25 protein-coding genes and 1 riboswitch are annotated in these 26138 nt (G+C 61.0%); of the genes, 15 read left to right on the plus strand and 10 right to left on the minus strand.

The window, feature by feature from the left end; all coding sequences use genetic code 11:
- Positions 1-85: 85 nt before the first annotated feature.
- Positions 86-1528 (plus strand): NCS1 family nucleobase:cation symporter-1, encoded by a 1443-nt coding sequence (locus tag ACLH0J_RS12610; RefSeq protein ID WP_411392216.1) that lies wholly within the window; start codon positions 86-88, stop codon positions 1526-1528.
- Here the strand turns inward: ACLH0J_RS12610 and ACLH0J_RS12615 are convergent.
- Positions 1440-2648, minus strand: coding sequence for an MFS transporter (locus tag ACLH0J_RS12615; protein WP_411392217.1), 1209 nt, complete (start codon positions 2646-2648; stop codon positions 1440-1442). The two genes, ACLH0J_RS12610 and ACLH0J_RS12615, sit on opposite strands and share 89 nt — an antisense overlap.
- Before the next feature lie 104 nt (positions 2649-2752).
- Here ACLH0J_RS12615 and ptrR point away from each other — a divergent pair, with 104 nt between their 5' ends.
- On the plus strand, positions 2753-3646 hold the full coding sequence (gene ptrR, locus ACLH0J_RS12620) for a putrescine utilization regulator PtrR (protein WP_411392218.1): 894 nt from the start codon (positions 2753-2755) through the stop codon (positions 3644-3646).
- A 142-nt stretch (positions 3647-3788) separates the two neighbouring features.
- Positions 3789-3911: a PA1414 family protein gene (locus ACLH0J_RS12625; RefSeq protein WP_003193089.1), complete on the plus strand. Its 123-nt coding sequence runs from the start codon at positions 3789-3791 to the stop codon at positions 3909-3911.
- A gap of 146 nt (positions 3912-4057) precedes the next feature.
- On the opposite strand, the gene ACLH0J_RS12630 is transcribed toward ACLH0J_RS12625, so the two are convergent.
- Genes ACLH0J_RS12630 through speB form a run of 4 tightly spaced genes read right to left on the minus strand, consistent with a single transcriptional unit; the run spans position 4058 to position 8377 of the window.
- Positions 4058-5440: a sodium:solute symporter gene (locus tag ACLH0J_RS12630; protein ID WP_411392219.1), complete on the minus strand. Its 1383-nt coding sequence runs from the start codon at positions 5438-5440 to the stop codon at positions 4058-4060.
- Positions 5441-5474: 34 nt separating this feature from the next.
- On the minus strand, positions 5475-6986 hold the full coding sequence (locus ACLH0J_RS12635) for a purine-cytosine permease family protein (RefSeq protein WP_411392220.1): 1512 nt from the start codon (positions 6984-6986) through the stop codon (positions 5475-5477).
- A gap of 21 nt (positions 6987-7007) precedes the next feature.
- Positions 7008-7427: a YybH family protein gene (locus ACLH0J_RS12640; protein WP_411392221.1), complete on the minus strand. Its 420-nt coding sequence runs from the start codon at positions 7425-7427 to the stop codon at positions 7008-7010.
- Entirely contained in the window at positions 7427-8377 is a 951-nt protein-coding gene (gene speB, locus ACLH0J_RS12645; RefSeq protein WP_065940607.1) for an agmatinase, read from the minus strand. Before speB ends, ACLH0J_RS12640 begins: the two co-directional genes overlap by 1 nt.
- A gap of 256 nt (positions 8378-8633) precedes the next feature.
- Here speB and ACLH0J_RS12650 point away from each other — a divergent pair, with 256 nt between their 5' ends.
- The 7 genes from ACLH0J_RS12650 (at position 8634) to ACLH0J_RS12680 (ending at position 16324) form a co-directional block, all read left to right on the plus strand.
- A complete protein-coding gene (locus tag ACLH0J_RS12650) occupies positions 8634-9527 on the plus strand; it encodes a LysR family transcriptional regulator (RefSeq protein WP_411392222.1) in 894 nt (297 codons plus the stop codon).
- Positions 9528-9533: 6 nt separating this feature from the next.
- Complete coding sequence (locus tag ACLH0J_RS12655; RefSeq protein WP_411392223.1) at positions 9534-10139, plus strand: tRNA-uridine aminocarboxypropyltransferase; 606 nt, start codon at positions 9534-9536, stop codon at positions 10137-10139.
- Positions 10140-10279: 140 nt separating this feature from the next.
- Entirely contained in the window at positions 10280-11182 is a 903-nt protein-coding gene (gene cysM, locus ACLH0J_RS12660) for a cysteine synthase CysM (RefSeq protein ID WP_411392224.1), read from the plus strand.
- Positions 11182-12534: a 23S rRNA (uracil(1939)-C(5))-methyltransferase RlmD gene (rlmD, locus tag ACLH0J_RS12665; RefSeq protein WP_411392225.1), complete on the plus strand. Its 1353-nt coding sequence runs from the start codon at positions 11182-11184 to the stop codon at positions 12532-12534. Before cysM ends, rlmD begins: the two co-directional genes overlap by 1 nt.
- A 136-nt stretch (positions 12535-12670) precedes the next feature.
- Entirely contained in the window at positions 12671-14914 is a 2244-nt protein-coding gene (gene relA, locus ACLH0J_RS12670; protein ID WP_010563911.1) for a GTP diphosphokinase, read from the plus strand.
- A 5-nt stretch (positions 14915-14919) separates the two neighbouring features.
- Positions 14920-15753, plus strand: coding sequence for a nucleoside triphosphate pyrophosphohydrolase (mazG, locus tag ACLH0J_RS12675; RefSeq protein ID WP_411392813.1), 834 nt, complete (start codon positions 14920-14922; stop codon positions 15751-15753).
- Positions 15754-15778: 25 nt separating this feature from the next.
- The gene (locus ACLH0J_RS12680; RefSeq protein ID WP_411392226.1) at positions 15779-16324 is read left to right on the plus strand and encodes a DUF2058 domain-containing protein; all 546 of its coding nucleotides are present in this window, start codon (positions 15779-15781) and stop codon (positions 16322-16324) included.
- Between the two features lie 193 nt (positions 16325-16517).
- Here the strand turns inward: ACLH0J_RS12680 and ACLH0J_RS12685 are convergent, their stop codons facing one another.
- From ACLH0J_RS12685 to purM, 4 genes are all read right to left on the minus strand, one after another.
- Positions 16518-16706 (minus strand): hypothetical protein, encoded by a 189-nt coding sequence (locus ACLH0J_RS12685; RefSeq protein ID WP_411392227.1) that lies wholly within the window; start codon positions 16704-16706, stop codon positions 16518-16520.
- A gap of 288 nt (positions 16707-16994) precedes the next feature.
- The gene (locus ACLH0J_RS12690; protein WP_411392228.1) at positions 16995-17708 is read right to left on the minus strand and encodes a DUF3108 domain-containing protein; all 714 of its coding nucleotides are present in this window, start codon (positions 17706-17708) and stop codon (positions 16995-16997) included.
- Positions 17709-17716: 8 nt separating this feature from the next.
- Positions 17717-18367: a phosphoribosylglycinamide formyltransferase gene (gene purN, locus ACLH0J_RS12695; protein WP_411392229.1), complete on the minus strand. Its 651-nt coding sequence runs from the start codon at positions 18365-18367 to the stop codon at positions 17717-17719.
- A complete protein-coding gene (gene purM, locus ACLH0J_RS12700) occupies positions 18367-19425 on the minus strand; it encodes a phosphoribosylformylglycinamidine cyclo-ligase (protein ID WP_411392230.1) in 1059 nt (352 codons plus the stop codon). The genes purN and purM overlap by 1 nt, the downstream gene beginning before the upstream one ends.
- Before the next feature lie 344 nt (positions 19426-19769).
- Between purM and ACLH0J_RS12705 the strand changes: the two genes are divergently transcribed.
- From ACLH0J_RS12705 to ACLH0J_RS12725, 5 genes are all read left to right on the plus strand, one after another.
- On the plus strand, positions 19770-20810 hold the full coding sequence (locus ACLH0J_RS12705) for a DUF2066 domain-containing protein (protein WP_411392231.1): 1041 nt from the start codon (positions 19770-19772) through the stop codon (positions 20808-20810).
- 42 nt (positions 20811-20852) lie between these two features.
- Positions 20853-21926, plus strand: coding sequence for an AI-2E family transporter (locus ACLH0J_RS12710; protein WP_411392232.1), 1074 nt, complete (start codon positions 20853-20855; stop codon positions 21924-21926).
- Positions 21927-22131: 205 nt separating this feature from the next.
- Entirely contained in the window at positions 22132-22836 is a 705-nt protein-coding gene (gene hda / locus ACLH0J_RS12715) for a DnaA regulatory inactivator Hda (protein WP_411392233.1), read from the plus strand.
- A gap of 210 nt (positions 22837-23046) precedes the next feature.
- Positions 23047-23676: a C40 family peptidase gene (locus ACLH0J_RS12720; protein ID WP_042946571.1), complete on the plus strand. Its 630-nt coding sequence runs from the start codon at positions 23047-23049 to the stop codon at positions 23674-23676.
- 144 nt (positions 23677-23820) lie between these two features.
- A complete protein-coding gene (locus tag ACLH0J_RS12725; protein ID WP_411392234.1) occupies positions 23821-24363 on the plus strand; it encodes a C40 family peptidase in 543 nt (180 codons plus the stop codon).
- A gap of 72 nt (positions 24364-24435) precedes the next feature.
- On the opposite strand, the gene ACLH0J_RS12730 is transcribed toward ACLH0J_RS12725, so the two are convergent.
- Positions 24436-25749 (minus strand): PQQ-dependent sugar dehydrogenase, encoded by a 1314-nt coding sequence (locus ACLH0J_RS12730; RefSeq protein WP_411392235.1) that lies wholly within the window; start codon positions 25747-25749, stop codon positions 24436-24438.
- 99 nt (positions 25750-25848) lie between these two features.
- Positions 25849-26107, plus strand: a riboswitch (cobalamin riboswitch).
- Positions 26108-26138 lie beyond the last annotated feature (31 nt).

The raw sequence follows: 26138 nt of genomic DNA on the forward strand, positions 1-26138 counted from the left end.
GCTGACTCTCTCGTATACAAACAAGCCAGCCTCCCGTATGCATCCCGTGACGGAAGCGCAGGCCGGTATTTCGAGGAGCCCAGCGATGTCAGAACAATTGCCCGACGGCTACAGCCCGCGCCTGTACAACCAGGACCTGGGGCCACTGCCGCAAAAGTGGACCTGGTACAACATCTTCGCCTTCTGGATGAGCGACGTGCACAGCGTCGGCGGCTATGTGTTCGCCGCCAGTCTGTTCGCCTTGGGCCTGGCCAGTTGGCAGGTATTGATCGCCTTGCTCGCTGGTATTTGCATCGTGCAATTGATCGCCAACCTGGTGGCCAAGCCGAGCCAGCAGGCGGCGGTGCCTTATCCGGTGATTTGCCGGCTGGCGTTTGGGGTGTTTGGCGCGAATATTCCTGCGGTGATTCGTGGCTTGATCGCCGTGGCGTGGTACGGGATTCAGACGTACTTGGCGTCGAGTGCGTTGATCATCGTGGTGCTGCGTTTTTTCCCGCAGATGGCGGTGTATGCAGAGCCGCATTTCGCAGGCTTGTCTTACCTCGGATGGTTTGGTTTTCTTAGCTTGTGGGTCTTGCAGGCGGCGGTGTTCTGGGCCGGCATGGAGTCCATTCGCCGCTTTATCGACTGGGCCGGGCCGGTGGTGTATGCGGTGATGTTTGCCCTGGCCGGCTGGATCGTGTGGAAAGCCGGTTGGGCGAATATCAGCTTTACCCTGGCGGAAAAATCCCTGTCGGGCTGGCAGGCGTTCGGCCAGGTGATCGTGGCGATCGCGCTGGTGGTCTCGTACTTTTCCGGGCCGACCCTGAATTTCGGTGACTTCAGCCGGTACTGCCGCAGCATGCAGGACGTGCGACGCGGCAACTTCTGGGGGCTGCCGGTGAATTTCCTGGCGTTTTCCCTGGTGACCGTGGTGATCGTCTCGGGCACCTTGCCGGTCTTCGGCGAAATGCTCCATGACCCGATTGCCACGGTTTCGCGCATTGATAACAGCGTGGCGGTGCTGCTCGGCGCGTTTGCCTTTGTCACCGCCACCATCGGTATCAACATCGTCGCCAACTTCGTGTCCCCGGCGTTTGACTTCGCCAACGTGGCACCGAGCAAAATCAGCTGGCGTGCCGGTGGCATGATCGCGGCAGTGGCGTCGATCTTCATCACCCCGTGGAACCTGTTCAATAACCCGATGATGATTCACTATACCCTGGATATCCTCGCGGCGTTTATCGGTCCGCTGTTCGGGATTTTGCTGGTGGACTTCTACCTGATCAAAAAGCAGCAGATTGATGTGGATGCACTGTTCGATGACAGCCCGAGCGGGCGCTACTACTTCGACGGTGGCGTGAACTGGACGGCGGTCAAGGCGCTGGTGCCTGCGACACTGGTGGGCGTCGCGATTACCTTCACCCCAGCGTTGCAGGGGATGGCCAACTTCGCCTGGTTCACCGGCTGCTTCCTGGGTGGGCTGTTTTACTGGGTGCTGGCGCGGCGTGAACAGGTGCGCGTGCCTGCGCCGATGGCTGTCGGCTGAGCAATACCGAGCCTGCCAGTAACAAACCGGCGCCGGCAATCACCAGCGCCGGTTGCAGGCCACCGCTCACATGGCTGCTCACCGACGCCAGCAACGGCCCGCTCAACTGGCCCATGGCAAAGCTGGCGGTGAGTAACCCCGTGCTGCGCTGGTAACCGTGGGGCGCGATCTCCTGCAGACGCGCCATCACCAATTGCGCGCACGCCAGGAACGGCCCACCGCACAGCAGCACGCCCAGCGCCAGGCCCCAGCCATTGCCCAGCAGGCAGGCAAACACTCCGCCTGCTTGCAGCCATAAGGTTGTCATCAGCCAGCGGCGGGTGGTGTTCGGGTCCTTGCGGCGCAGGCTGGCGACCACCACGCCCATCGCGGCAGCCAGGCCGAAGCACGGCCAGAACAGATCCGCCTGCCAGGCGCCCTTGAACTGTGCGCTGGCCATCTGGGACAGGAATGTCGCCGGGATGATGTAGCCCACGCCGTACAACGCATAGATCCAGCACAGGTGTGTGATGCTGTCGTTACTGGCGCTCTCGGTTTGGCGGGCGATGGATATGCGGGTGGTGGACGGCTTGGGCAGGAACGGCAAGATCGCCAGCAGCATCACCAGCGCGACACCGCCATACACCAACCATAAGGTTGCCGAGCTTTGCCCCAGCAGGTTGGAGCCCAGTGCCAGTAACCCGGTCAACAGAATCCCCAGCCCTGGCCCGGCAAATACCAGGGCTCCCAGGCGTGGACGTCCGGCGGCAATCGCCAGCGGTTGGCTCAGGCTGGTGATCATCACCAACACCCAGGCACTCGCCACGCCGGTCCCGAAGCGCAACAGCAGGTGCGGCCAGAACCCCTGGGCCCAGTACGACGCCAGGGTCAGCAGCACACACAACCACAGCCCACCGTACAAACGACCGCGGACATGGTGATGGCTGCGGGCGAAGATCGAATCCACCGCGCCGACGAAATAGCCCAGGTAATTGGCGGCCGCAATCAGGCCGGCGCCGGTCAGGTCGATCTGACCCTCGCTGAGCAGGTGGGGCATTTGTGGGGTGAGGGCGAAGCGGCCAATACCCATGGCCATCATCAACGCGATAAAGCTGGCGACTAAGCGGATCAGAGGCGACATGGTCAGGTTTCCTGCAAGCAAGCGAATGACCATCAGGCTAGAGTGGATTGACTTTCTGTAAAAATGAATAATAGTGAGTAACTTGTTCAGTTTTGGAGAATGGTGTGGAGTTCAGTCAATTGCGGATTTTCCAGGCTGTGGCGCAAGAGGGCTCCATTACCCGCGCTGCCGAGCGCCTGCACCGCGTGCCATCGAATCTGTCCACCCGCCTCAAACAGATGGAGGAACAGCTTGGCGTGGATTTGTTCGTGCGTGAGCGTCAGCGTTTGCAGCTATCGCCTGCGGGAAAAGTGTTGCTGGACTACAGCACGCGTCTGTTGGCGCTACATGACGAAGCCCAGGGCGCCGTCCAGGGCGGGCAGCCGGCTGGTGACTTTGTGTTGGGCAGCATGTACAGCACGGCGGCGGTTCATTTACCGAAGCTGCTGGCGCGCTATCACAAGGCCTACCCGATGGTGAATTTGCAGGTGCAATCGGCCCCCAGCGGAGAGTTGCTGGAAGGATTGATCACCGGGCGTCTGGATGCGGCACTGGTGGACGGCCCGCTGACCATCGCCAGCCTGGATGGCGTGCCGCTGTGCGAGGAGAAACTGGTGTTGATATGTGAAGCCGACCACCCACCGGTGCGCGGGCCGCAGGATGTCGCTGGCCGCGCGGTGTTCACGTTCCGCCGCAGTTGCGCCTATCGCACACGTTTGGAAACCTGGTTTTCCCACGAGCGGGTCGCGATGGGCCGAGCGATTGAAATCGAGTCCTATCAAGGCATGCTCGCCTGCGTCATTGCCGGTTCTGGCGTGGCCTTGATGTCCGAATCGATGCTCAACAGCCTTCCGGGTAAGGACAGCGTGTCCGTTCATCCGTTGACTGGGCCTTTTGCCACTGCGACGACCTGGCTGATGTGGCGAAAGGGTATGCTCGGCGCTAACCTCAATGCATGGATCGACCTGCAGCAAGCGGAGAAGACCGCGCTCCTGCAAGACACGCGCGCCATTGCTTGAACGATCCGTCAGGATTTGGATCAATTCAGAAATAGTTCGTTGTGGTTTCGTTCAAGCAATACGTAGGACTTAGGGCTATTATCATTGTAGGAAAAGGCGACAGAACATGCGCCTACCCGCATTACCCTCAAAGGGGGCAACCATGAAAGAGAAAATCCAGAACTGGCTCCACGATCTCGGCGTTGCACTGGGCTTGATCGAGCCGCCACTGCAACCTGTACCGATTCGTACAGACGATGAGCAACGTCGCCCACGTCGCAGATAAGGCCTTCAGGCGCTTAAGCCTTGGTGTTTGAGCGCAGTTTTCAAAACGCCGCACAGAGTGGGGCTGTTTTTGTGCAAGGCAAAAAAAACGGGCGCGACATCCGACGTCGCACCCGCTGAAGAAACCGCTCAAAAGTCAGTTGTTTCCTACGCTACGCGCACGTCCACCGCTTCAGGCCGGCGCGACAGCAAACTCACTCCCACAAAGCTCACCAACGCCACCGCCAGGCTGTAGTAGATTGGCGTGTTCGCGTCCAACCCATCCTTGAACATGAACACCAGCGCGGTCACAAAGCCCAGGGCCATGGACGTGATCGCACCTGGAGTGGTTGCCCGTTTCCAGAAAATCGCCCCGATCAGCGGGATCAGCATACCGCCCACCAACAGGTTGTAAGCCAGGGTCAGGGCGCTGATCACATCATTGACCACCAGAGCGATGCCCAATACCGCCATGCCGGTCAACAGCGTGAACAGGCGGTTGATCTTCAGGCTCGACTGTTTGCCGCCACGCAACCGCGGTAGCAGGTCTTCGGTCAATACGGTGGATGCCGCCAGCAACCCGGCGCTGGCCGTCGACATCATCGCCGCCAGGGCCGCCGCAATCACCAGCCCACGAATCCCGTCCGGCAGCGACACTTTGACGATGGCCGCAAACGCGTTGTTGACGTTATCCAGATCCGGAATCAGCACATGGGCCGCCATGCCGATCAGCGCGCACGCCAGGCCGTAGAGGATGCAGTAGAAACCGGCGAACGTGCCTGCATATTGGGCGACCTTTTCGTCACGGGCGGTGAACACCCGTTGCCAGATGTCCTGGCCGATCAGGATGCCGAAGAAGTAGATCATGAAGTAGGTGATGATCGTGTCCCAGCCGATCGCCGTGAAGCTGAAGTTCGACGCCGGCAGCTTGGCCACCAGCTCATCCCAGCCGCCGACGCGGTACAGGCAGATCGGCAGCAGGATAAACATCAGGCCGACGGTTTTGATCACGAATTGCACGATGTCGGTCAGGGTCAACGACCACATGCCACCGATGGTCGAGTAGACCACCACCACGCCACCGCCCAACAACACCGAAATCCAGAACGGCAGGCCGAACAACACCTGCAGCACGGTGCCGATGGCCAGGATCGAGGTCACACCGATCATCAGCGCGTAAGCCAGCATGATCACCGCACTGGCCTGGCGGGCCATGGGGTTGTAGCGTTTTTCCAGGACCTGGGTAACGGTGAAGATTTTCAGCTTCAGCAGCGGCTTGGCCAGGAACAGGTTCAGCGCGATGATCCCCGCGCCCAGCGCGGCGCACAGCCAGAAGCCGGAGATGCCGTGCACATAGCCCAGGCGCACCGTGCCCACAGTGGACGCGCCGCCCAATACCGTGGCGGCCATGGTGCCCATGTACAGCGATGGCCCCAGGTTACGGCCGGCCACCAAATAGTCTTCGTGGGTCTTGGCGCGGCGCATGCCGTAATAGCCGAGCACAAGCATGCCGGCGGCGTAGAGGAGGACGACGAATAAATCCAAAGCCATGACGGCAAATCTCCGATTATTTTTTTTATGAAAATCAGGTGGCGTGTTGCTGCGTCGGTGCAGGGTGCGCATCCGTGCGCTGGCTGCGGGGGTCAGTCGGCCCATAGACGGCCGCCGGTTCCGGGAACAGGTGCAGCAGCGTCAGATACACCGCCGAGGCCAGGCCCAGCGTCACCGGTAGGCTGATGTCGATGCCATCGGCCAGATTGCCCAGCGGCCCGACGAACTGCCCCGGCAGGTTGACGAAGCACAGCCCCACCAGCGCACTCGGGATCCAGGCACCCAGGCCACGCCAGTTCCAGCCATGGCTGAACCAGTAGCGGCCGCCGGTTTCACCACGGGTGAACACCTGCAGGTCATCCGGGCAATAGAAGCCGCGACGCACGATCAGGCCGATGATCATCATCACCATCCACGGCGTGGTGCAGGTGATGATCAGCACGGCGAAGGTCGACACGCTCTGCACCAGGTTGGCGGCGAAACGTCCGATAAAGATGAAGGCAATCGACATCACCCCGATCAGCAATGTGGCCTTGACCCGCGACAGTACGCGCGGGAACACGCTGGACATGTCCAGCCCGGTGCCATACAGCGAAGTGGTGCCGGTGGACATGCCGCCGATCACCGCAATCAGGCACACCGGCAGGAAGAACCAGGTGGGCGCCACCGCCAGCAAGCCGCCGACGTAGTTGTTGGCCGCGATGTAGTCCGGTGCGTTGGCCGCCACGATGGTCGCGGTGGCCAGGCCGAACAGGAACGGGATCAAGGTGGCGATCTGCGCCAGGACCACCGCGAGCATGATCCGACCTTTCGGAGTTTCCCGTGGGATATAGCGCGACCAGTCGCCCAGGAACGCGCCGAAGGAAATCGGGTTGCTCATGGCCACCAGCGCGGCGCCGATGAAGGCCGCCCAGAAGCCGGTCTGGCCCACGGCTACGGTGCCGGTGAAGTGGCTGTCGAAGGTCGGTGCGAACGCGAAGATGCCCATCAGGAACAGCAGGCTCGCCGCCCACACCGCAATGCGGTTGACCCACAGCATGAAGCGAAAGCCATAGATGCATACCGTCAGCACCAGCAGGGCGAACAGACCGTAGGCCAGGCCCAGGGTCAGGTCGGTTTCCGGCAGGCCGATCAGCCGTTTCGCACCGCCGACCAGCGCATCGCCTGAACTCCACACCGACAGTGAGAAGAAGGCAATCGCCGTCAGCAGTGACAGAAACGAGCCGACAATCCGTCCGTGCACACCAAAGTGCGCCCCGGAAGACACGGCGTTGTTGGTGCCATTGATCGGCCCGAACAGGCCCATGGGCGCCAGGATCACGGCGCCCACCAGCACGCCCAGCACAATCGCCCAGACGCCGGCCTGGAACGACAGGCCGAACAGCACGGGGAACGAGCCCAGCACGGCGGTGGCAAAGGTATTGGCACCGCCGAAGATCAGGCGGAACAGATCCTTGGGGCTGGCGGTGCGTTCGTGGTCCGGGATCTGTTCGACCCCGTTGGTTTCTATTTTGCGAATACTGTTTTCGTTGTTTTTATTATTCATGATCAGCTCCGATCACATTGGCTAAGGGGGCGGCAGCCCTTCCGGCATAGCGGACAAATGTTCGTGACAGGCCAGCCATAGGCCTTGTTGTTCTACTTGAGAGCCTTGCCGTTTGAAGACAATGGTCTCGCGTTCCTGGCTAAAAAATTGCTCCCCGTTCATGCGCAACTCGGTGGCCACGTCATGAATGAAAATCGCCACGTCACCTTGCAGGCTGACCACGGCGTTGCTCGAGGTGCAGGACAGCACCTCGAAACCTTCGTCCCGGCGCCAGCTATCCCACAACGTCTGATAGGCATCGCGGCTGAGCAGCGGCTGGGGCAGGGTGTAAAACACAAAACTGGCATCGGCCGTGAACGCATCGAAGTAAGCGGCGCGATCATTGCGGGCGAAGGCCGCCACCAGGTTGGCGGCGGCGTTCAACACCTCGTGCGTGCTCATCAACGATGCGCCACGCCGGGCAGTACGCAGAGCATCTCGTACAGCAGGTTGGCGCCCAGCAGCGAGGTGTTGCCGGTGGTGTCGTAGGGCGGCGAAACTTCTACCAGGTCGCAACCGACCAGGTCGAGGCCCTGGCAGCCACGGATGATCTCGATCGCCTGGATGGTGGTCAGCCCGCCGATTTCCGGGGTGCCGGTGCCGGGCGCCCAGGCCGGGTCGATGCCGTCGATATCGAAACTCAGGTACACCGGACCGCCACCGACTTTTTCCCGCACTTCGGCCATCAATGGCGCGAGGGAGTGGTGCCAGCATTCTTCGGCCTGGACCACACGGAAGCCTTGCTTGCGGCTCCAGTTGAAGTCTTCGGCGGTGTAGCCCTGGGCACGCAGGCCGATCTGTACCACGCGGTCGCAATCGAGCAAGCCTTCTTCCACCGCGCGGCGGAAGGTGGTGCCGTGGGCGATTTTCTCGCCGAACATGTGGTCGTTGACGTCGGCATGGGCGTCGATGTGCACCAGCCCGACCTTGCCGTGTTTCTTGTGGATCGCCCGCAGGATCGGCAGGGTGATGGTGTGGTCGCCACCCAGGGTCATGGGGATTACATCGTGTTCGAGGATCTCATCGTAGGCTTCTTCGATGATGCGCACGGCGTCCAGCAGGTTGAAGGTGTTGATGGCCACATCGCCAATGTCCGCCACCGACAGCGAGTCGAACGGTGCGGCACCGGTGGCCATGTTGTAGGGGCGGATCATCACCGATTCGGCACGGATTTCCCGCGGCCCGAAGCGGGTGCCGGCGCGCAGCGAAGTGCCGATGTCCAGGGGCACGCCGATGAACGCGGCGTCCAGGCCCTTGGCCGACTGCAGGTGGGGAAGACGCATCATGGTGGCGATGCCGGCGAAGCGCGGCATTTCGTTGCCGCCCAGTGGTTGGTGGAAAATCTTGTCCACGGGATTGCCTCATCGTGTTGTGTTTATTAGCGGTCGATTCTGCGAAAAGCTCGGGGCGGGAAGAATCGGTAGTGGCAAATACTTAGTTCAGATTTTTCTAAACTAATGCGTGAGGTAGACTCGGATGCCTGAGCAATACCTCATGTCGGACTCGATCCACCTGTAGGAGCCGGCTTGCCGGCGATCGCAGTGGGTCAGATAGATCGCCATCGCCGGCAAGCCGGCTCCTACAGTGTTTGTGTTTTCTGGAGACTCCATGGCCAGCGCCTTGCCCGACCTGAAACTCCTGCGCATCTTCGTCAGCGTTGTGCGACACCAAGGGTTCGCCAATGCCCAGCACGAACTCAATCTGTCCACGTCGGCCATCAGCACGTATATGAGTCAGCTGGAGTCGGCGTTGGGTCTGGTGCTGTGCCATCGCGGCCGGGGCGGGTTCAGCCTGACCAGCAAGGGCGAGCTGTTCTACCAGGAAACCTTGCGCCTGCTCGGTGAGTTGGAGGGTTTCGAGCAATACGCCGCAGCACTCAAGGGCGAGCTGCGCGGGACGCTCAAGCTGGGGGTTCTAGACTCCACCGTCAGCGACAAGGCCTTGCCGTTCGCCGAAGTGATCGGCGCCTACAGCCTGGAGCATCCGGCGGTGCACCTGCATCTGTCGGTGCTGAGCCCCTACGAACTGCAACTGGGCGTGCAGGACAACCGCCTGGATCTGGCGATCGGCGCCTTCTCCAACCGCATGAGCGGGCTGATCTATATGCCGCTGTACCGCGAACAGCATTGGCTGTATTGCAGCAACCGGCACCCGTTGTTCAATGAACGGCGGATCCCCGAACAGGTGATTACCCAGCAACGCATGGTCGGGCGCGGCTATTGGAGCCAGGCCGAACTGGCGCGCCATGGCTTCAAGCACAGCGCCGCGACCGTTGAAAGTATGGAAGCGCAGCTGATTCTGGTGCTGTCCGGCGCCTATATCGGCTACCTGCCCGAGCACTACGCCCAGGCCTGGGCCGACAAGGGCGACCTGCGCGTATTGCTGCCGGCCACCTTCGGCTACCAGGCACCGTTCTCGATGATCATGCGCCGTGGCCGCAGCCGCGAACCGCTGATCCAGACCTTCCGCGATCTGCTCAAAGCCCAGCTCAACCAGGCCTGAAAAATCATGTCCAGACCCCAATGTTCCCGCTGCCTGAGGCCGACCGCCCATTGCCTGTGCCCGCTGATCCCCAGCCTCGACAGCCGCACCCGTGTGTTGCTGTTGCAGCACCCGAGCGAAGTCAACCATGCGCTCAATACCGCGCGGTTGGCGGCGTTGGGCTTGAACAACGCGCAGTTGGTGGTGGGAGAGGTCTTCGATGATCTGCCGACCTTATTGAACCCGCCCGGCTACCAGGCGCGGCTGCTGTTTCCCGCTGACGACGCCCTGCCGCTGCACGCCTATACCCCCGGCGATCAGCCACTGTTGCTGGTGGTGCCCGATGGCACCTGGCGCAAGGCGCGCAAGCTGCTGCACCTCAATCCGTTGCTGGCGGCGTTGCCACGGGTGACATTGGCCGACGGCGGCGTGTCGCGCTATCGACTGCGCAAAGCCCCGGGACCGGGCGCGTTGTCGACGGTGGAAGCGATCGTGCAGGCATTGCAGGTGTTGGAAGCGCCTCTATTGTTCGAGCCCTTGCTCAAACCCTTTGAGGCACTGATCGAGGGACAGATTGCGGCGATGGGCGACGAGGTGTTTCAGAGAAATCATGGTGACGGGCGGCTGGGCTAGTCGGGTATCGATGACGTCCATACAGTCTCCACATTTCTCGCTTATTCCCATAAGCCATAAGCACCGCACTTTGCGTGATATGGCGCGCCAGGCTTTCCCGGTATGATGTTCGCCCCCGCAGTCTGGATTGCGAATACGCCATGACCTTGCAGTACCCAACAATCGCCGATTGCGTCGGCAATACACCCCTGGTCCGCTTGCAACGCATGGCGGGTGAAACCAGCAATATCCTGTTGCTCAAGCTCGAAGGGAACAACCCGGCCGGGTCCGTGAAAGACCGTCCGGCGCTGTCGATGATCACCCGCGCCGAGTTGCGTGGGCAGATCAAGCCAGGCGATACCCTGATCGAAGCCACCTCCGGTAATACCGGGATCGCCCTGGCCATGGCCGCCGCGATCAAGGGCTACAAGATGATCCTGATCATGCCGGACAACGGCAGCGCCGAGCGCAAAGCGGCGATGACCGCCTACGGTGCCGAGCTGATCCTGGTGACCCAGGAAGAAGGCATGGAAGGCGCGCGTGACCTCGCCGAGCGGATGGCCGCCGAAGGCCGTGGGCTGGTGCTGGACCAGTTCGCCAACGGCGACAATCCCGAGGCGCACTACACCACTACCGGTCCGGAAATCTGGCGCCAGACCCAGGGCACCATCACCCATTTCGTCAGCTCCATGGGCACTACCGGCACCATCATGGGCAATTCGCGCTACCTCAAGGAGCAGAATCCCGAGATCCAGATCATCGGCCTGCAGCCGATGGAAGGCTCGGCCATTCCCGGCATCCGCCGCTGGCCCGAAGAGTACCTGCCGAAGATCTACAACGCGACACGCGTGGACCGCATCATCGACATGGCCCAGCGTGAAGCCGAAGACACCACCCGTCGCCTGGCCCGTGAAGAAGGCATCTTCTGCGGCGTGTCCTCCGGCGGTGCCGTGGCCGGTATGTTGCGCTTGTCCCAGGAAGTGGAAAACGCGGTGATCGTGGCGATCATCTGTGACCGAGGCGACCGCTACTTGTCGACCGGCATCTTCGACGCGCCCAACTGATGGCCAAGCACGAGAAAGGCCTGCGCTTCCAACCGACGGGCGGCAGCCGGGCCCCACAGATTCCCGTGGGCAAGAAGCAGCGCCTGAGCATCGAGCGCCTGGCCAACGATGGCCGGGGCATCGTGTTTTTTGAGGGGCGCACCTGGTTTGTGAATGGCGCGCTGGCCGGCGAAGACGTCGAAGCGCGGGTGTTGGGCGCCCACGGCAAAGTGGTCGAGGCCCGCACCGAGCGGGTGTTCAAGGCCAGCGAACTGCGTCGTCCGGCGCCGTGTGCGCACGTTGGCCGCTGCGGCGGTTGCAGCGTGCAGCACTTGCCCCATGACGAACAACTCGCCCTGAAACAGCGCATGCTCGCCGAGCAATTGTCTCGCGTGGCGGGGGTCGAACCGCAAGAATGGGCGGCAGCGTTGAGCGGGCCTGAGTTCGGCTACCGTCGCAGAGCCCGTGTGGCCGTGCGCTGGGACGCCAAGGCGAAAAAACTCGACGTGGGTTTCCGTGCCGTGGCCAGCCAGGACATCGTCGCCATTGATGATTGCCCGGTGCTGGTACAGGCCTTGCAACCGATCATGCAGCGTTTGCCGAGCATGCTGCGTCGCCTGAGCAAGCCTCAGGCGTTGGGACATGTGGAACTGTTCAGCGGTTCGTCCATCGCCGTGTTGCTGCGCCATATGGCGCCGTTGTCCGAAGCGGACCTGCACATATTGAAAGAATTTTGTACGTTCCATGACGCACAACTGTGGCTGCAGGGGGAGGGCCAGCCGGAACCGGTGGAGCCTGGCCAGGCCCTCGGCTTCCGGTTGGAGGCATGGGATCTGGAACTGGCTTATCGGCCGGGCGATTTTGTGCAGGTCAACGCCGGGGTCAACGCGGCAATGGTTGCCCAGGCCCTGGCATGGTTGGCGCCGCAACCCGATGAGCGGGTGCTGGACCTGTTTTGCGGCCTGGGCAACTTTGCTTTACCCCTCGCACGCCAGGTGCGCGACGTGGTGGCGGTGGAAGGCGTACAGGCCATGGTGGACCGGGCGGCAGCCAACGCCGTAAGCAACAATTTGCATAATGTGCAGTTTTTTCAGGCCGATTTGTCTCAGCCTTTGACTGACGCAGAATGGGCCAAACAGGGCTTTTCTGCGGTACTCTTGGACCCACCTCGCGATGGTGCCCTGGAGGTCGTGCGCAAGCTCGCCACTCTGGGGGCCAAGCGTTTGGTGTACGTGTCCTGCAATCCGGCGACGCTGGCGCGGGACACGGTAGAGTTGGTCAAGCAGGGCTACCGGCTAAAACGTGCCGGAATCCTCGATATGTTTCCGCAAACCGCGCATGTCGAGGCGATGGCGTTATTTGAAGCGGGCTAGGATGCCCGTTTAATCCGACTGGCCTGCATTCTCCAAGGCCGTGACCTGCCAGGGAGAGTGTGTAAGCTTTAGTGATAAAGCAGGTCGGCGATGATTTTTGGCGCATCGAAGGTGCGTCGTAGGGAAGGTAAGCAAGATGGTACAGGTGAGAGCACACCAGCCGATCAACACCGACGGCAGTATCAATCTCGAGGCATGGCTGGATCATGCCATCAGTGTCGATCCGGCACTGGACCGTGAAGCCTTGAAAGCAGCCTGCGAGTTCGCTCGTGAGTCTGAACAACAAGACAATGCGGCCAAGAACCTGTGGGCTGAAGGCACTTCGAGCTTTCGCACCGGCTTGGAAATCGCCGAGATCCTCGCCGATCTCAAGCTGGACCAGGATTCGCTGATCGCCGCCGTGCTCTATCGCGGCGTGCGTGAAGGGCATATTCCGTTGGCCACCGTCGGCCAGCGCTTTGGCTCCGTGGTGGCCAAACTGATCGACGGCGTGCTGCGCATGGCGGCCATCAGTGCCAGCCTCAGCCCCCGTCAGTCCATGGTGCTGGGCACCCAGGGCCAGGTCGAGAACCTGCGCAAGATGCTGGTGGCGATGGTCGACGACGTGCGCGTCGCCCTGATCAAGCTGGCCGAACGCACCTGCGCGATCCGTGCGGTGAAGACCGCCGACGACGAGAAGCGCAACCGCGTGGCCCGCGAAGTCTTCGACATCTACGCGCCGCTCGCCCACCGCCTCGGGATCGGCCATATCAAGTGGGAACTGGAAGACTTGTCCTTCCGTTACCTCGAGCCCGACCAATACAAACAGATCGCCACGCTGCTGCATGAGCGGCGGCTCGACCGTGAGCGTTTCATCACCGACGTGATGGGCCAGTTGCGTGCCGAGTTGCAGGCCACCGGCGTCGACGCCGACATCAGCGGCCGTGCCAAGCACATCTATTCCATCTGGCGCAAAATGCAGCGCAAGGGCCTGGCCTTCAGCCAGATCTACGACGTGCGCGCCGTGCGCGTGCTGGTCCCGGAAATACGTGACTGCTACACCGCGCTGGGCATCGTCCACACCCTGTGGCGGCACATCCCCAAGGAGTTCGACGACTACATCGCCAACCCCAAGGAAAACGGCTATCGCTCGCTGCACACGGCGGTGATCGGCCCCGAGGGCAAGGTGCTGGAAGTGCAGATCCGCACCCACGCCATGCACGAAGAGGCGGAACTGGGGGTATGCGCGCACTGGCGCTACAAGGGCACCGACGTCAAGGCCGGGTCCAACCAGTACGAAGAGAAAATCTCCTGGCTGCGCCAAGTGCTGGAATGGCACGAAGAACTCGGCGACATCGGCGGCCTGGCCGAACAGCTACGTGTGGATATCGAGCCCGACCGGGTTTACATTTTCACCCCCGACGGTCACGCCATCGACCTGCCGAAGGGCGCCACGCCGCTGGACTTTGCCTACCGCGTGCACACCGAAATCGGCCACAACTGCCGGGGCGCCAAGATCAACGGGCGCATCGTGCCGCTCAACTACAGCCTGCAAACCGGTGAACAGGTCGAAATCATCACCAGCAAGCACGGCACCCCGAGCCGCGACTGGCTGAACCCGAACCTGGGTTACATCACCACGTCGCGGGCGCGGGCGAAGATTGTCCACTGGTTCAAACTGCAGGCGCGCGACCAGAACGTGGCCGCCGGCAAAACCCTGCTCGAACGTGAACTGGCGCGCCTGGGCCTGCCCCAGGTAGATTTCGACAAGCTGGCCGAAAAGGCCAACATGAAGATCGCCGAAGACATGTACGCCGCCCTCGGTGCCGGCGACCTGCGTCTGGCGCAACTGGTCAACCTGGCCCAGCAACTGGTCGAGCCGGAGCGCGGCAACGAACAGCTGGAACTGATCCCGCGCAAGGCCACCAGCTACAAGCCCGGCAAGCGCGGCGATATCCAGATCCAGGGCGTGGGCAACCTGATGACGCAAATGGCCGGCTGCTGCCAGCCGTTGCCGGGCGACGCCATCGTCGGCTACATCACCCAGGGCCGCGGCGTGAGCATTCACCGTCAGGACTGCGCCTCGGTGCTGCAGTTGGGCGGCCGCGAGCCGGAGCGGATCATCCAGGTCAGTTGGGGCCCGGTGCCGGTGCTCACCTACCCGGTGGACATCATCATCCGTGCCTACGACCGATCCGGTCTGCTGCGCGACGTGTCGCAAGTGCTGCTCAATGAGCGCATCAACGTGCTGGCGGTCAACACCCGCTCGAACAAGGAGGACAACACCGCGTTGATGTCCCTGACCATCGAGATCCCGGGGCTGGATGCGCTGGGGCGGTTGCTGGGGCGGATTTCCCAGTTGCCGAATATCATCGAAACACGGCGTAACCGTACCCCATGACTCCGATGTATGCGCTCGACGATCTGCTGCACTTGATGAATCGCCTGCGGGACCCGAAATACGGGTGCCCGTGGGACATCAAGCAAACCTACGCGACCATCGTCCCGCACACCCTGGAGGAAGCCTACGAGGTTGCCGACGCCATTGAGCGCGGTGACTTCGATCACCTGCAGGGTGAGTTGGGCGACCTGCTGTTCCAGGTGGTGTATTACAGCCAGCTCGCACGGGAAGACGGGCGCTTCGAATTTGCCGGGGTGATCGACAGCATCACCCGTAAGCTGATCCGCCGCCATCCCCATGTGTTCCCCACCGGCGACCTGTATGCGCCCCTGGATATTCCTCAACTGAGCGAAGAGCAGGTCAAGGTGCGCTGGGAGCAAATCAAGGCCGAGGAGCGAGCGGAAAAATCCGACGCGCCGCTGCAACTTTCCCTGCTGGACGATGTGCCTACCGCCTTGCCGGCCTTGTCCCGTGCCGCCAAATTGCAAAAGCGCGCCAGCCAGGTCGGTTTCGACTGGCCGTCCGCCTTACCCGTGGTGGATAACGTTCGCGAAGAGCTGGATGAAGTGCTCGAAGCCATGGCTGATAACGACCCGGCAGCGATTGCCGATGAGGTTGGCGACCTGCTGTTTGCCACGGTCAACCTGGCCCGTCATCTCAAGATCGACCCGGAAACCGCGCTGCGCGGCGCCAATGCCAAGTTCGAGCGACGCTTCCGATTTATCGAACAGGCATTGCGCGATACGCGCCAATCCATGGAAGATTGCACCCTCGAAGAGTTGGACGCCCTATGGGGCGAAGCCAAACGTCAGGAAAAGAACGTGTCCAGCTGCGGTTGAGCAGTTGCCTAAGTGAGTAAGCACCATGAGCCTTTCCCTTCGCGACCAGTTGCTCAAAGCAGGTCTGGTCAACCAAAAGCAGGCCAAGCAGGTCGGCAAAGAGAAACAGAAACACCAGCGTCTGGTCCACAAAGGCCAGGCCGAGGCGGATGACACCCAGGCACGCCTGGCCCAGGAGGCGCAGGCCGAGAAGGTCAGGCGCGACCAGGAACTGAACCGCCAGCAGCAGGAAAAAGCCGAGGCCAAGGCCCGTGCGGCGCAGGTCAAGCAACTGATCGAAACCTCGCGCCTGCCCAAGCTGACCACCGAGGATTACTACAACTTCGTGGACGACAAGAAGGTCAAGCGCCTGTCGGTCAACACGTTGATGCGTAACAAACTGAGCAACGGCTCCCTGGCGATCGTGCACCATGGTGGCGGTTACGAGGTGATCCCGCGTGAAGCGGCGCTGAAGATCCAGGAGCGCGCACCGGAGCGCATCGTGCAGCTCAACATCCTCACTGAAAGCCAAGTGCCGGATGAGGATGATCCATATGCCGCCTACCAGATCCCGGATGATCTGATGTGGTAAAGCCCTAGAAAAGGGCGGCTGGCGGCCTTCTTGTGGCAACAGACGTTGTTGTCGCAATGAGGGAAGGGCTTGTCGTGGTGAGGGGGCTCGTTCCTCGTTGGGGCGCGAAGCGCCCCCCAAACCCCGCTCAAAAGGCGGGGTTTGCCTGTGCGGGGTGGCCTTGCGGTAAACGGTACCTACCCAATTCAGCCTGTCAGGAGCTTTCTGCCTGGCATCTCATCTCAAGAGCTTCAAGCTCGTTCTTATAGTTATGAGCGTCGCTCTCGTTGTGAAACATGCCGACCAGCAGGTCTTGTTGGTGTACATCCCAGATGTGAATCCCATGGCCCAGTGCTTCGTGGGACATATGTTCGTCGTCGCGTTCAGTTACTTTTACAGTCATCTGCCTGCTCCCATTTCTGGTTGATCTGCGACAAGTCGCCGCAGGCTTTTGTTATATGTTTTGGTAGCTTGCTAAGTAAACCGATTTTCCGCGCAACAGTTTGTTGTGAAAACTGCAACAGTCACGCAGCCCGCCTAAACCGTGGCATTGCGTTGCGGGGTGCTGGGTTTTATGACAAAAGCTTCATCTTTGAGTCAGGTTGAGCTTGTGGATCCAAGTGCCGTCACACCTCAAAAGCCAGACGAAAAAAAGCCCCGCATTCGCGAGGCTTTCTGGCTCAGTTGCCGATCAGCTACCTTTGACAGAGTTCCCGTCAACGGTGCCGTCTTTGAGCATGATGTTGTATTCCTTGCCGTCGTTTTCCACCTGACGCAGCGCAACCAGAATGCCGCCCCAGCTCTTGGCAAACCACATCTGGGTGATGCGCTTGCTTTGAGTCGGATCACGTACGCGCTCGACCTTGATCGCGTCGATGGAGCCGGCCTTGGTCTGGACCTTTTCCGGGCCGATCACGCGGAAGTCGTAGGTATCGACATCGGTGCCTTCAACCACGTTGTAGCTCATGCTCTTCTTGCCAGCCGCGACATCGCGCTGCAGGGCCAACTGGTAGGTCGACTTGTCGAGCATGCCGCTTTGCAGGGCAACGTTGACCGGGTCTTTGTTCTCAAACCCGGTGACCTTTTTGGTCGCCTGGTCGAAGTCCAGGTTGACCTTCTTGGCTTTGCCCAGGCCGCCGCGTTCGAAGGTGTAGCTCTTCGGTTGCAGGGTGTCCTTGTCAAACAGGATCACGCTGGTTTCGGTCAGGCTGGCGATCATCATGGAAGCCTTGAAGTTCAAGGTCCAGGAGCCGTCGCCATTCTTGGTCAGGCTGCGTTCAGCCGAACCGCTCATGGGCAACTGTTTCCAGTCGGCGGTGTAGCTCGCGGAGAAAGGGTGTAAGTCTGCTGCTTGCGCGGCAGGCAAGGCGAATAGCGCAACAGCGAAGAGCAAGGCGCGACGCATAAAATCTCCTAGGTTCGAATCAAGTGGCCGCTGGCCGCAAGTAACTGACCGTCCAATAATGCACCCTGGTCACCGAGAATCAACCGTCCCTCGGCAAACCAGCGAACAGCCAGTGGATAAATCCTGTGTTCCTGGGTGTGGACCCGTTGCGCAAGCGTCTGCGCCGAGTCGTCAGACTCTACCGGAACCACTGCCTGTACGACCAGAGGCCCGCCATCGAGTTCCTCGGTGACGAAGTGCACGCTGCAGCCATGCTCGCGATCACCGGCGTCAAGGGCGCGCTGGTGGGTGTGCATGCCTTTGTACTTGGGCAGTAGGGAAGGGTGGATATTCAGCAAGCGCCCTTCATAGTGCCGCACGAAGTCTGCGCTGAGGATGCGCATGAAACCGGCCAGCACCACGAGTTGGGGATTGAATGCGTCGATCAGCTCGACCAAGGCTCTGTCGAACGCCTCGCGGCCCTCGAACGCCTTGTGATCCAGTGAACGGGTTTCGATGCCCGCATCCCTGGCGCGTTGCAGGCCATAGGCGTCGCTGCGGTTGGAGATCACCGCAGCGATGCGCACCGGGCTGTCGCCGGTGCGCGTGCTGTCGATCAGGGCCTGCAAATTACTGCCAGTGCCGGAGAGCAGCACCACGACATCACAGGTCTGGGACATCAATGAGCCTTGAGGTTCTTCAGTTCAACCTGGGCCGCGCCTTCGGCAGCGGTGGCGATCTCACCGATGACCCAAGGCTGCTCGCCGGCTTCGCGCAGGACGTTCAGCGCGGTTTCGACGTGCTCTTGAGCGACGCAGATGACCATGCCCACGCCGCAGTTCAGCACGCGGTGCATTTCGGTTTCGTTGACGTTGCCTTTTTCTTGCAGCCAGTCGAATACCGCAGGACGCTGCCAACTGGCCACGTCGACGATTGCCTGGGCGCCTTTTGGCAGTACGCGCGGGATGTTGTCCAGCAGGCCGCCGCCGGTGATGTGGGCCATGGCTTTGACCGCGCCGGTGTCCTTGATCAGCTTGAGCAGTGGCTTGACGTAGATGCGCGTCGGGGCCATCAGCAGATCGGTCAGTGGCTTGCCGTCGAGCTGGGTGTTTTCGATGTCGGCACCGGACACTTCGATGATCTTGCGGATCAGCGAGTAGCCGTTCGAATGCGGGCCGGACGACGGCAGGGCGAGCAGGGCGTCGCCGGCAGCGACTTTGGAACCGTCGATGATCTCGGCTTTCTCTACCACGCCGACGCAGAAACCGGCCAGGTCGTAGTCTTCGCCTTCGTACATGCCTGGCATTTCAGCGGTTTCGCCGCCGACCAGGGAGCAACCCGACAGTTCGCAGCCAGCGCCGATACCGGTCACCACTTGTGCAGCGGTGTCCACGTTCAACTTGCCGGTGGCGTAGTAGTCGAGGAAGAACAGCGGCTCGGCGCCGCACACCACCAGGTCGTTGACGCACATGGCGACCAGATCGATGCCGATGGTGTCGTGCTTGTTCAGGTTCAGTGCCAGGCGCAGCTTGGTGCCCACGCCGTCGGTGCCGGAAACCAGTACAGGCTGTTTGTAGCCGGCCGGGATTTCGCAGAGGGCGCCAAAACCGCCCAGGCCGCCCATGACTTCGGGGCGCGCAGTGCGCTTGGCGACGCTCTTGATGCGTTCGACCAATGCTTCACCGGCGTCGATGTCTACACCGGCGTCCTTGTAGCTCAGGGAGGGTTGCTTGCTCATGATCCAGGCCTTTAGGGGGGATTCAGGGGTAACGACCGAGTTGGCGAAGGCTTTCATGAAGAGGCCCAGCCGTTGACGGTCTGCGAAGGCGCGCGATTTTATCAGGCTTGAGGGGCAGCGGCCATCCTCGGGCCGACGGGCAGGGGCATATGGGGTTAAAAAAATGCTAATAGGCTCTGCGACGGCACGTATTAAGGTATAGCCTTTAACCCGCTATCGTTATGACATTGCGAAAACTTACCGAGACCCCGTGAATGTTTTAGTTGCCGCTGTGGTCACAGCCTGGCGATGCCGATTTCACGCGGTCTGTTCCAGCCGCTAAATTTGTCGTTCGGGAATCTTCCATGCGTCTGTGTAAATTCTTTTTTGTAGGCTGCTTGTCCTTGGTCAGCCTGGCGAGTCATGCCGAAACCCTCAATGGTCTTTATCAAGTGCTTGAACCGGTCAGCAGCCAATCCCCGCAAGAGCGCGACCAGGCGACCCAGCGCGCCGTGCAGACCCTGGTGATCCGCCTCACCGGCGATGCCAAGGCCGCCGATGGCCCGGGCCTGGCGGCGATTCGCAAGGACCCGCAGCAAATCATCAGTCAATACGGGTACGACGCCGGCCCGCCGGAAAGCCTGCAAGTGGATTTCGACCCGGTCAGCACCGATCGCGCCCTGCGTGACGCGGGCTTGTCGATTTGGGGCAGCAACCGGCCGTCGATCCTCGGCTGGTGGTTGAGCGACTCCACTGAAGGCAGCAGCCTGGTGGGCGATGGCCAGACCGGCGCCCAGGCGTTGCGCCGTGCCGCGCAGCACCGTGGCTTGCCGTTGCGTCTGCCATTGGGCGACCTGGATGAACAGGTCGTCGCCACCGCGCCGAATCTTGAAAGTACCGATGCCACGCCATTGCGCGCCGCCTCCGAGCGTTACGGAGCCGACGCCCTGCTCGCCGTGCACGCGCGTCAGGCAGGCAGCCAGTGGCAGGCCAAATGGCGCCTGTGGCTGGGTGACAAGAGCGAGCAGGGCACCGTGCAAGGTGCCGACACCGACACGGTGGCCGATGCGGTGATGCTGGCGGTCAGTCAGAAGCTCGCGCCGCGCTTTGCCGTCAAGCCGGGGGTGAGCACTGAGCAACTGTTGGAAGTGCAGGGTATGAATCTGGAGCGCTATGCGATCTTGGGGCATCTGCTGGAACCCTTTGGCGGCAATCCTGTGCGGGTGGATGGCAATCGCATCGTGTATCGCGTCAACGGCAGTGCCGATCAGTTGCGTACCCAGTTGAGCCTGGCCAAGTTGCAGGAGATCCCGGCCGGTGAGGCGCCGGCTGCGCAACCCCCTGTGGACGGCACGCAAGCGGTTGCGGCACCCGAGCCTCAGGCGCAACTGCGTTTTCGTTGGTAAATGTCCTTCCTATATAGATAGAAGCAAATGATGGAGTGGTTTATGGCGGATACGCGTCGTTGGGTGTGGTTGGGTGGGATCGTCCTGCTGTGCGTTTTTGTGTTCTTGCTGCATTCGATCCTGACGCCGTTCCTGGTGGCGTTGCTGCTCGCCTATCTGTTCGATCCGGTGGTGGATCGCCTGGAGAAAGCCGGCCTCTCGCGGACCCTGGGCGTAGTGACGGTGTTTGCCCTGTTCACGTTGATCATCACCGCGTTGGTGCTGGTGCTGGTGCCGATGCTGGCCAAGCAACTGTTTCGCCTCTATGAGCTGGCGCCACAGATGCTCGACTGGCTGCAGCACACGGCGATGCCATGGGCCCAGGCCAAGCTGGGCTTGGCGGACGGCTTCTGGAAGTTCGATAAGGTCAAGGCGGCGATCAGTGAACACATGGGCCAGACCACCGATATCGTCGGGGTCATTCTCAGCCAGGCGACAGCGTCCAGCCTGGCGCTGATCGGCTGGCTGACCAACCTGGTGCTGATCCCGGTGGTGGCGTTCTACCTGTTGCGGGACTGGGACATCATGATGGCCAAGATCCGCAGCCTGCTCCCGCGTAACCGCGAGGAACGCATCGTATCCCTGGCTGAAGAGTGTCATGAGGTACTTGGCGCGTTCGTGCGTGGTCAGTTGCTGGTGATGCTGGCATTGGGGATCATCTACGCGGCGGGCTTGATGGCGATCGGCCTGGAATTGGGCCTGTTGATCGGTCTGATCGCCGGCCTCGCCGCGATCGTGCCGTACATGGGCTTCGTGATCGGTATCGGTGCGGCGCTGGTGGCCGGGTTGTTCCAGTTTGGCGGCGATCTGTACCCGATGCTGGGGATTGTCGCGGTGTTCATGGTGGGGCAGGCCCTGGAAGGCATGGTGCTTACGCCGTTGCTGGTGGGCGACCGGATTGGTCTGCACCCGGTAGCGGTGATCTTTGCGATCCTGGCGGGCGGTGAGCTGTTCGGCTTTACCGGTATCCTGCTGGCACTGCCGGTGGCGGCGGTGATCATGGTGCTGGTGCGCCATGTGCATGATCTGTACAAGGATTCGGATGTCTACACGGGCATTGAAGACCCCGACCTATAACCATGTCGTTGCAAACCCAGCACCCGGCCGGGTTTGCGGTTTATGCACAGAAGGTGTCAAACATTCCACGCAAATCCGCCAAGTTAACGCAAACCTTTGATTTTGCTTGTGGTCTGCTGCATTGTGCGCCCGGCGTCACGGGTATAAACTTTGCAAACTTTACACAGAGGCCACTAACGGTTCGTATTGGAGCCGTTCAGTCAGCATGAAACCGATTCAGCTGCCCCTAGGTGTGCGTCTGCGTGACGATGCCACCTTTATCAATTACTACCCAGGCGCCAATGCCGCTGCACTCGGCTATGTCGAGCGGCTTTGCGAAGCCGACGCCGGGTGGACCGAAAGCCTGATCTATCTGTGGGGCAAGCAAGGCGTAGGGCGGACTCACCTGTTGCAGGCCGCGTGCCTGCGTTTCGAGCAGATGGGCGAGCCGGCGGTTTATCTGCCTTTGGCCGAATTGATGGACCGCGGTACCGGCATTTTCGATCATCTTGAGCAATATGAGCTGGTATGCCTGGACGATCTGCAGGCGATCGCGGGCAAGGCGGATTGGGAAGAGGCGCTGTTTCATCTGTTCAACCGCTTGCGTGACAGTGGCAGACGCCTGCTGATCGCCGCCTCCACCTCGCCGCGTGAGCTGCCGATCAAGCTGGCTGACCTAAAATCGCGCCTGACCCTGGCGCTGATCTTCCAGATGCGCCCCCTTTCCGACGAAGACAAATTGCGTGCTCTGCAATTGCGTGCGTCCCGTCGTGGTCTGCACCTGACCGACGAGGTCGGGCACTTTATTCTGACCCGTGGCACCCGCAGCATGAGTGCGCTGTTCGATTTGCTTGAGCAGCTCGATCAGGCGTCTTTGCAAGCCCAAAGAAAATTGACGATTCCTTTTTTGAAGGAAACTTTGGGTTGGTAACTCGTTGATTTTCAACCGTCCGGCAATTTACAGGCGTCAGAAAAACTGCGCTTTCAGCCTGGCGGGCCGCGCATTTCAATCAATAAGGGGGATTAGGGCTTAGATGCCATAGTCCAAACACTAAGTCACAAAGATCACGATTGAATTTGCAAATCGATGTGAGAGAAGGCATAGTCTCGACTTCTTTACACATCAGCCACGGTCGTGCCCATGCTAAATCGCTTCGCACCCCTCGTGCCTCTCGCACTCGTTACCCTGTTGTTTGGTTGCGCTTCTCACACCCAACAAGTGGCAGAGCAGCACAAGTCGCAGGTTCAAAATCACGCCAAATTCGTCGCGGCTCAATCTTCTACTGTTTACGAAGAAGAATTGGCGACGGAAAAAGAACTGGCCGACTTCGCCGGCAACAAGCCTTATCAGCTTCCAGTTCTGGCCGACAGCATCCTCGAACGCGGCATGTCCCTGATCGGTACCCGTTACCGTTTCGGCGGTACCTCCGAAGCCGGTTTCGACTGCAGCGGTTTCATCGGCTACCTGTTTCGTGAAGAAGCTGGCATGAACCTGCCACGTTCGACGCGCGAAATGATCAACGTGAATGCACCGTTGGTCGCACGCAATAACCTCAAGCCCGGTGATCTGCTTTTCTTTAGTACCAGTGGCCGTGGTCGCGTAAGCCACGCGGGTATCTACCTGGGTGACAACCAGTTTATCCACTCCAGCAGCCGTCGCAGTGGCGGTGTTCGAGTCGACAGCCTGGGTGATAGCTACTGGAGCAAAACCTTCATCGAAGCCAAGCGTGCACTTGCCATGGCCCCGACGACGATTACCGCTAGCAAGTAAACTTAAAGTGATACTTGAAGTTTGACGTGTAAGCGCTAGAATCCCTGGACATTGTTGTAATCCGTTCGCGCAAGCTTTGCTTGCGCGTTCTGGTTTTCAGCGTTCGGCAGCGAAAGCCGCATCCAGACCAGGATTGTTCTGCACATGTCGACCTCGGCCCGCCTGATTCTAATCCTTTGCGCCGCGCTGCTCAGCGCCTGCGCAAGTCGCACACCGCCCTCCGCTTACGTAGCGGTGAAGCCCAGGCCGGTGTTCAGCTATTCCAACCAAAGTTTTTCGCCTGCTGCCGAAGATGTGTTGTTCCGTGCGTTGGGCCTGGTCGGTACGCCTTATCGTTGGGGCGGCAATACACCGGACTCGGGGTTTGATTGCAGCGGCCTGATCGGTTTTGTCTTCCGTGACGCGGCTGGCATCTCCCTGCCGCGTACCACCCGTGAACTCATCGTCATGCGCGCCCAGGACGTGAGCGAGCAGAACCTGCAAACCGGCGATCTGCTGTTCTTCGCCACCGGTGGCGGCTCGCAGGTCAGCCACGCCGGGATCTATGTGGGCGAAGGGCGTTTTGTGCATGCGCCGCAAACCGGCGGTACGGTGAAGCTGGATACCTTGTCCAAGGCCTATTGGCAGAATGCCTACCTGAGCGCCAAGCGCGTGTTGCCGGCTGAGCACTTGGCCCGCAACCCCTGAGTCAACCCAGGATCCCAACGTGGGAGGGAGCAAGCCCCTTCCACATTGGTTTTGTGGCGATCTTGGGAGCGGTTACTTAGCCGCAGAAACTCGCCACACCTTATTCCCCACATCATCCGCCACCAGCAAATCGCCCTGCTTGTCGATGACCACGCCCACCGGCCGGCCCATGGCTTTTTCATCGCCGTTGAGGAACCCGGTCAGCACGTCCACCGGCTGGCCTTTAGGCTGGCCACCCTCGAACGGTACGAAAATCACCTTGTAGCCACTGTGCGGCTTGCGGTTCCACGAGCCGTGCTGGCCGATGAATGCGCCGTGGGTGAAGGGCGCCGGTAGTTTGCTGCCCTCGGCGAAGGTCAGGCCCAGCGAGGCGGTGTGCGGGCCTACGGCGTAATCCGGCGCAATCGCTTTGGCTACCAGATCCAGGTTCTGCGGTGTAACGCGTACATCCACATGCTGCCCGTAATAGCTGAAGGGCCAGCCATAGAACGCGCCATCCTTGACCGAGGTGATGTAGTCCGGCACCAGGTCGCTGCCGATCTCGTCGCGTTCGTTCACGGCCGTCCACAGCTTGCCGCTCTGGGGTTCCCAGGCCATGCCGTTGGGGTTGCGCAGGCCGGAGGCGAAGATGCGGTGCTGTCCGCTCGCGCGATCGACTTCCCAGATCGCGGCTCGACCCTGTTCTGCCTCCAGGCCGTTTTCGCCGACGTTACTGTTGGAGCCGACGCTGACATACAGCTTGCTGCCGTCCTGGCTGGCCACCACGTTTTTGGTCCAGTGGTGGTTCAACGGGCCGCCGGGCAAATCGACGACCTTAGTGCCCGGGGATTTGATCGCGGTTTCACCCGGCTGATAGGCGAAGCGCAGCAGCTTGTCCGAGTCCGCCACATATAAGTCGTTGCCGACCAGGGTCATGCCGAACGGCGAATTGAGGTTTTCCAGGAACACCGTGCGGGTCTCGGCGACACCGTCGTGGTCGGCGTCACGCAGCAACGTGATGCGGTTCGGGCTCGGCACACCGGCACCGGCCCGGCCCATGACCTTCTCCATGACCCAGCCGCGAACGCCCTTGGAGTCATCGGGTTTGGGCGGCGCGTTGGTTTCCGCTACCAGCACATCGCCGTTGGGCAACACATACAGCCAGCGGGGATGGTCCAGGCCTTCGGCGAACGCTGCCACTTGAGTGCCGGCGGCGGCCGTGGGCTTCACGCCGTCCGGCCAGCCAATGGCGGGAGCGATGTTGACGGTGGGGATCAGCGTCTTGTTCGGCTCCGGCAGTTTCGGCGTCGGCCCGGTGCCGTCGGAGACTTGTAGCGTAGAGGTTTCACCGCAGGCGGCGAGGGTGCCGGCGAGCATGATGAGCAGGGCGAGTCTGGTTTTGTGCATGGTGTTCTCCTTGATACCTGTAAGGGTAGAGGCGATCAGCGGTGCGATGGTTCAAGTCCGGGGCCAGCTTTAATTGACGCTCCACCCCCAACCCACTAACCTTCGCGGCTTGTTTCAGGTGCTCTGTGGCCGTGGGTCGACAGAGTGAAACAGGGAAGCCGGTGAGTGAGCGCACTTAGACACAGTGCTGCCGCGATTCCGGCGCTGCCCCCGCAACGGTAAATGAGTCAAGACGCTGCCTTTTGCCACTGTATCGTCCGCGATATGGGAAGGCGCATCGTCGGTCTGTTCGCGCGCTCTATAAGCGCCCGCACGCCACTCATGAGTCCGGAGACCGGCCTGGATCATCCAACAGCATCACGGTGGGCGATGCTTGGCTGTCTGTTTTT

It is taken from the genome of Pseudomonas sp. MPB23 (genome assembly GCF_046605395.1).
Taxonomy (GTDB): Bacteria; Pseudomonadota; Gammaproteobacteria; order Pseudomonadales; family Pseudomonadaceae; genus Aquipseudomonas.

Coding starts and splice junctions, on each gene's coding strand:
- ACLH0J_RS12720 (WP_042946571.1), top strand. CDS start 23,047: ATGCTAAATCGCTTCGCACCCCTCGTGCCTCTCGCACTCGTTACCCTG.
- mazG (WP_411392813.1), top strand. CDS start 14,920: ATGTATGCGCTCGACGATCTGCTGCACTTGATGAATCGCCTGCGGGAC.
- ACLH0J_RS12710 (WP_411392232.1), top strand. CDS start 20,853: ATGGCGGATACGCGTCGTTGGGTGTGGTTGGGTGGGATCGTCCTGCTG.
- ACLH0J_RS12630 (WP_411392219.1), bottom strand. CDS start 5,440: ATGGCTTTGGATTTATTCGTCGTCCTCCTCTACGCCGCCGGCATGCTT.
- ACLH0J_RS12650 (WP_411392222.1), top strand. CDS start 8,634: ATGGCCAGCGCCTTGCCCGACCTGAAACTCCTGCGCATCTTCGTCAGC.
- hda (WP_411392233.1), top strand. CDS start 22,132: ATGAAACCGATTCAGCTGCCCCTAGGTGTGCGTCTGCGTGACGATGCC.
- ACLH0J_RS12655 (WP_411392223.1), top strand. CDS start 9,534: ATGTCCAGACCCCAATGTTCCCGCTGCCTGAGGCCGACCGCCCATTGC.
- purM (WP_411392230.1), bottom strand. CDS start 19,425: ATGAGCAAGCAACCCTCCCTGAGCTACAAGGACGCCGGTGTAGACATC.
- ACLH0J_RS12625 (WP_003193089.1), top strand. CDS start 3,789: ATGAAAGAGAAAATCCAGAACTGGCTCCACGATCTCGGCGTTGCACTG.
- rlmD (WP_411392225.1), top strand. CDS start 11,182: ATGGCCAAGCACGAGAAAGGCCTGCGCTTCCAACCGACGGGCGGCAGC.
- ACLH0J_RS12680 (WP_411392226.1), top strand. CDS start 15,779: ATGAGCCTTTCCCTTCGCGACCAGTTGCTCAAAGCAGGTCTGGTCAAC.
- ACLH0J_RS12685 (WP_411392227.1), bottom strand. CDS start 16,706: ATGACTGTAAAAGTAACTGAACGCGACGACGAACATATGTCCCACGAA.
- ACLH0J_RS12635 (WP_411392220.1), bottom strand. CDS start 6,986: ATGAATAATAAAAACAACGAAAACAGTATTCGCAAAATAGAAACCAAC.
- ACLH0J_RS12730 (WP_411392235.1), bottom strand. CDS start 25,749: ATGCACAAAACCAGACTCGCCCTGCTCATCATGCTCGCCGGCACCCTC.
- cysM (WP_411392224.1), top strand. CDS start 10,280: ATGACCTTGCAGTACCCAACAATCGCCGATTGCGTCGGCAATACACCC.
- ACLH0J_RS12690 (WP_411392228.1), bottom strand. CDS start 17,708: ATGCGTCGCGCCTTGCTCTTCGCTGTTGCGCTATTCGCCTTGCCTGCC.
- ACLH0J_RS12640 (WP_411392221.1), bottom strand. CDS start 7,427: ATGAGCACGCACGAGGTGTTGAACGCCGCCGCCAACCTGGTGGCGGCC.
- ACLH0J_RS12615 (WP_411392217.1), bottom strand. CDS start 2,648: ATGTCGCCTCTGATCCGCTTAGTCGCCAGCTTTATCGCGTTGATGATG.
- ACLH0J_RS12610 (WP_411392216.1), top strand. CDS start 86: ATGTCAGAACAATTGCCCGACGGCTACAGCCCGCGCCTGTACAACCAG.
- ACLH0J_RS12705 (WP_411392231.1), top strand. CDS start 19,770: ATGCGTCTGTGTAAATTCTTTTTTGTAGGCTGCTTGTCCTTGGTCAGC.
- ACLH0J_RS12725 (WP_411392234.1), top strand. CDS start 23,821: ATGTCGACCTCGGCCCGCCTGATTCTAATCCTTTGCGCCGCGCTGCTC.
- purN (WP_411392229.1), bottom strand. CDS start 18,367: ATGTCCCAGACCTGTGATGTCGTGGTGCTGCTCTCCGGCACTGGCAGT.
- relA (WP_010563911.1), top strand. CDS start 12,671: ATGGTACAGGTGAGAGCACACCAGCCGATCAACACCGACGGCAGTATC.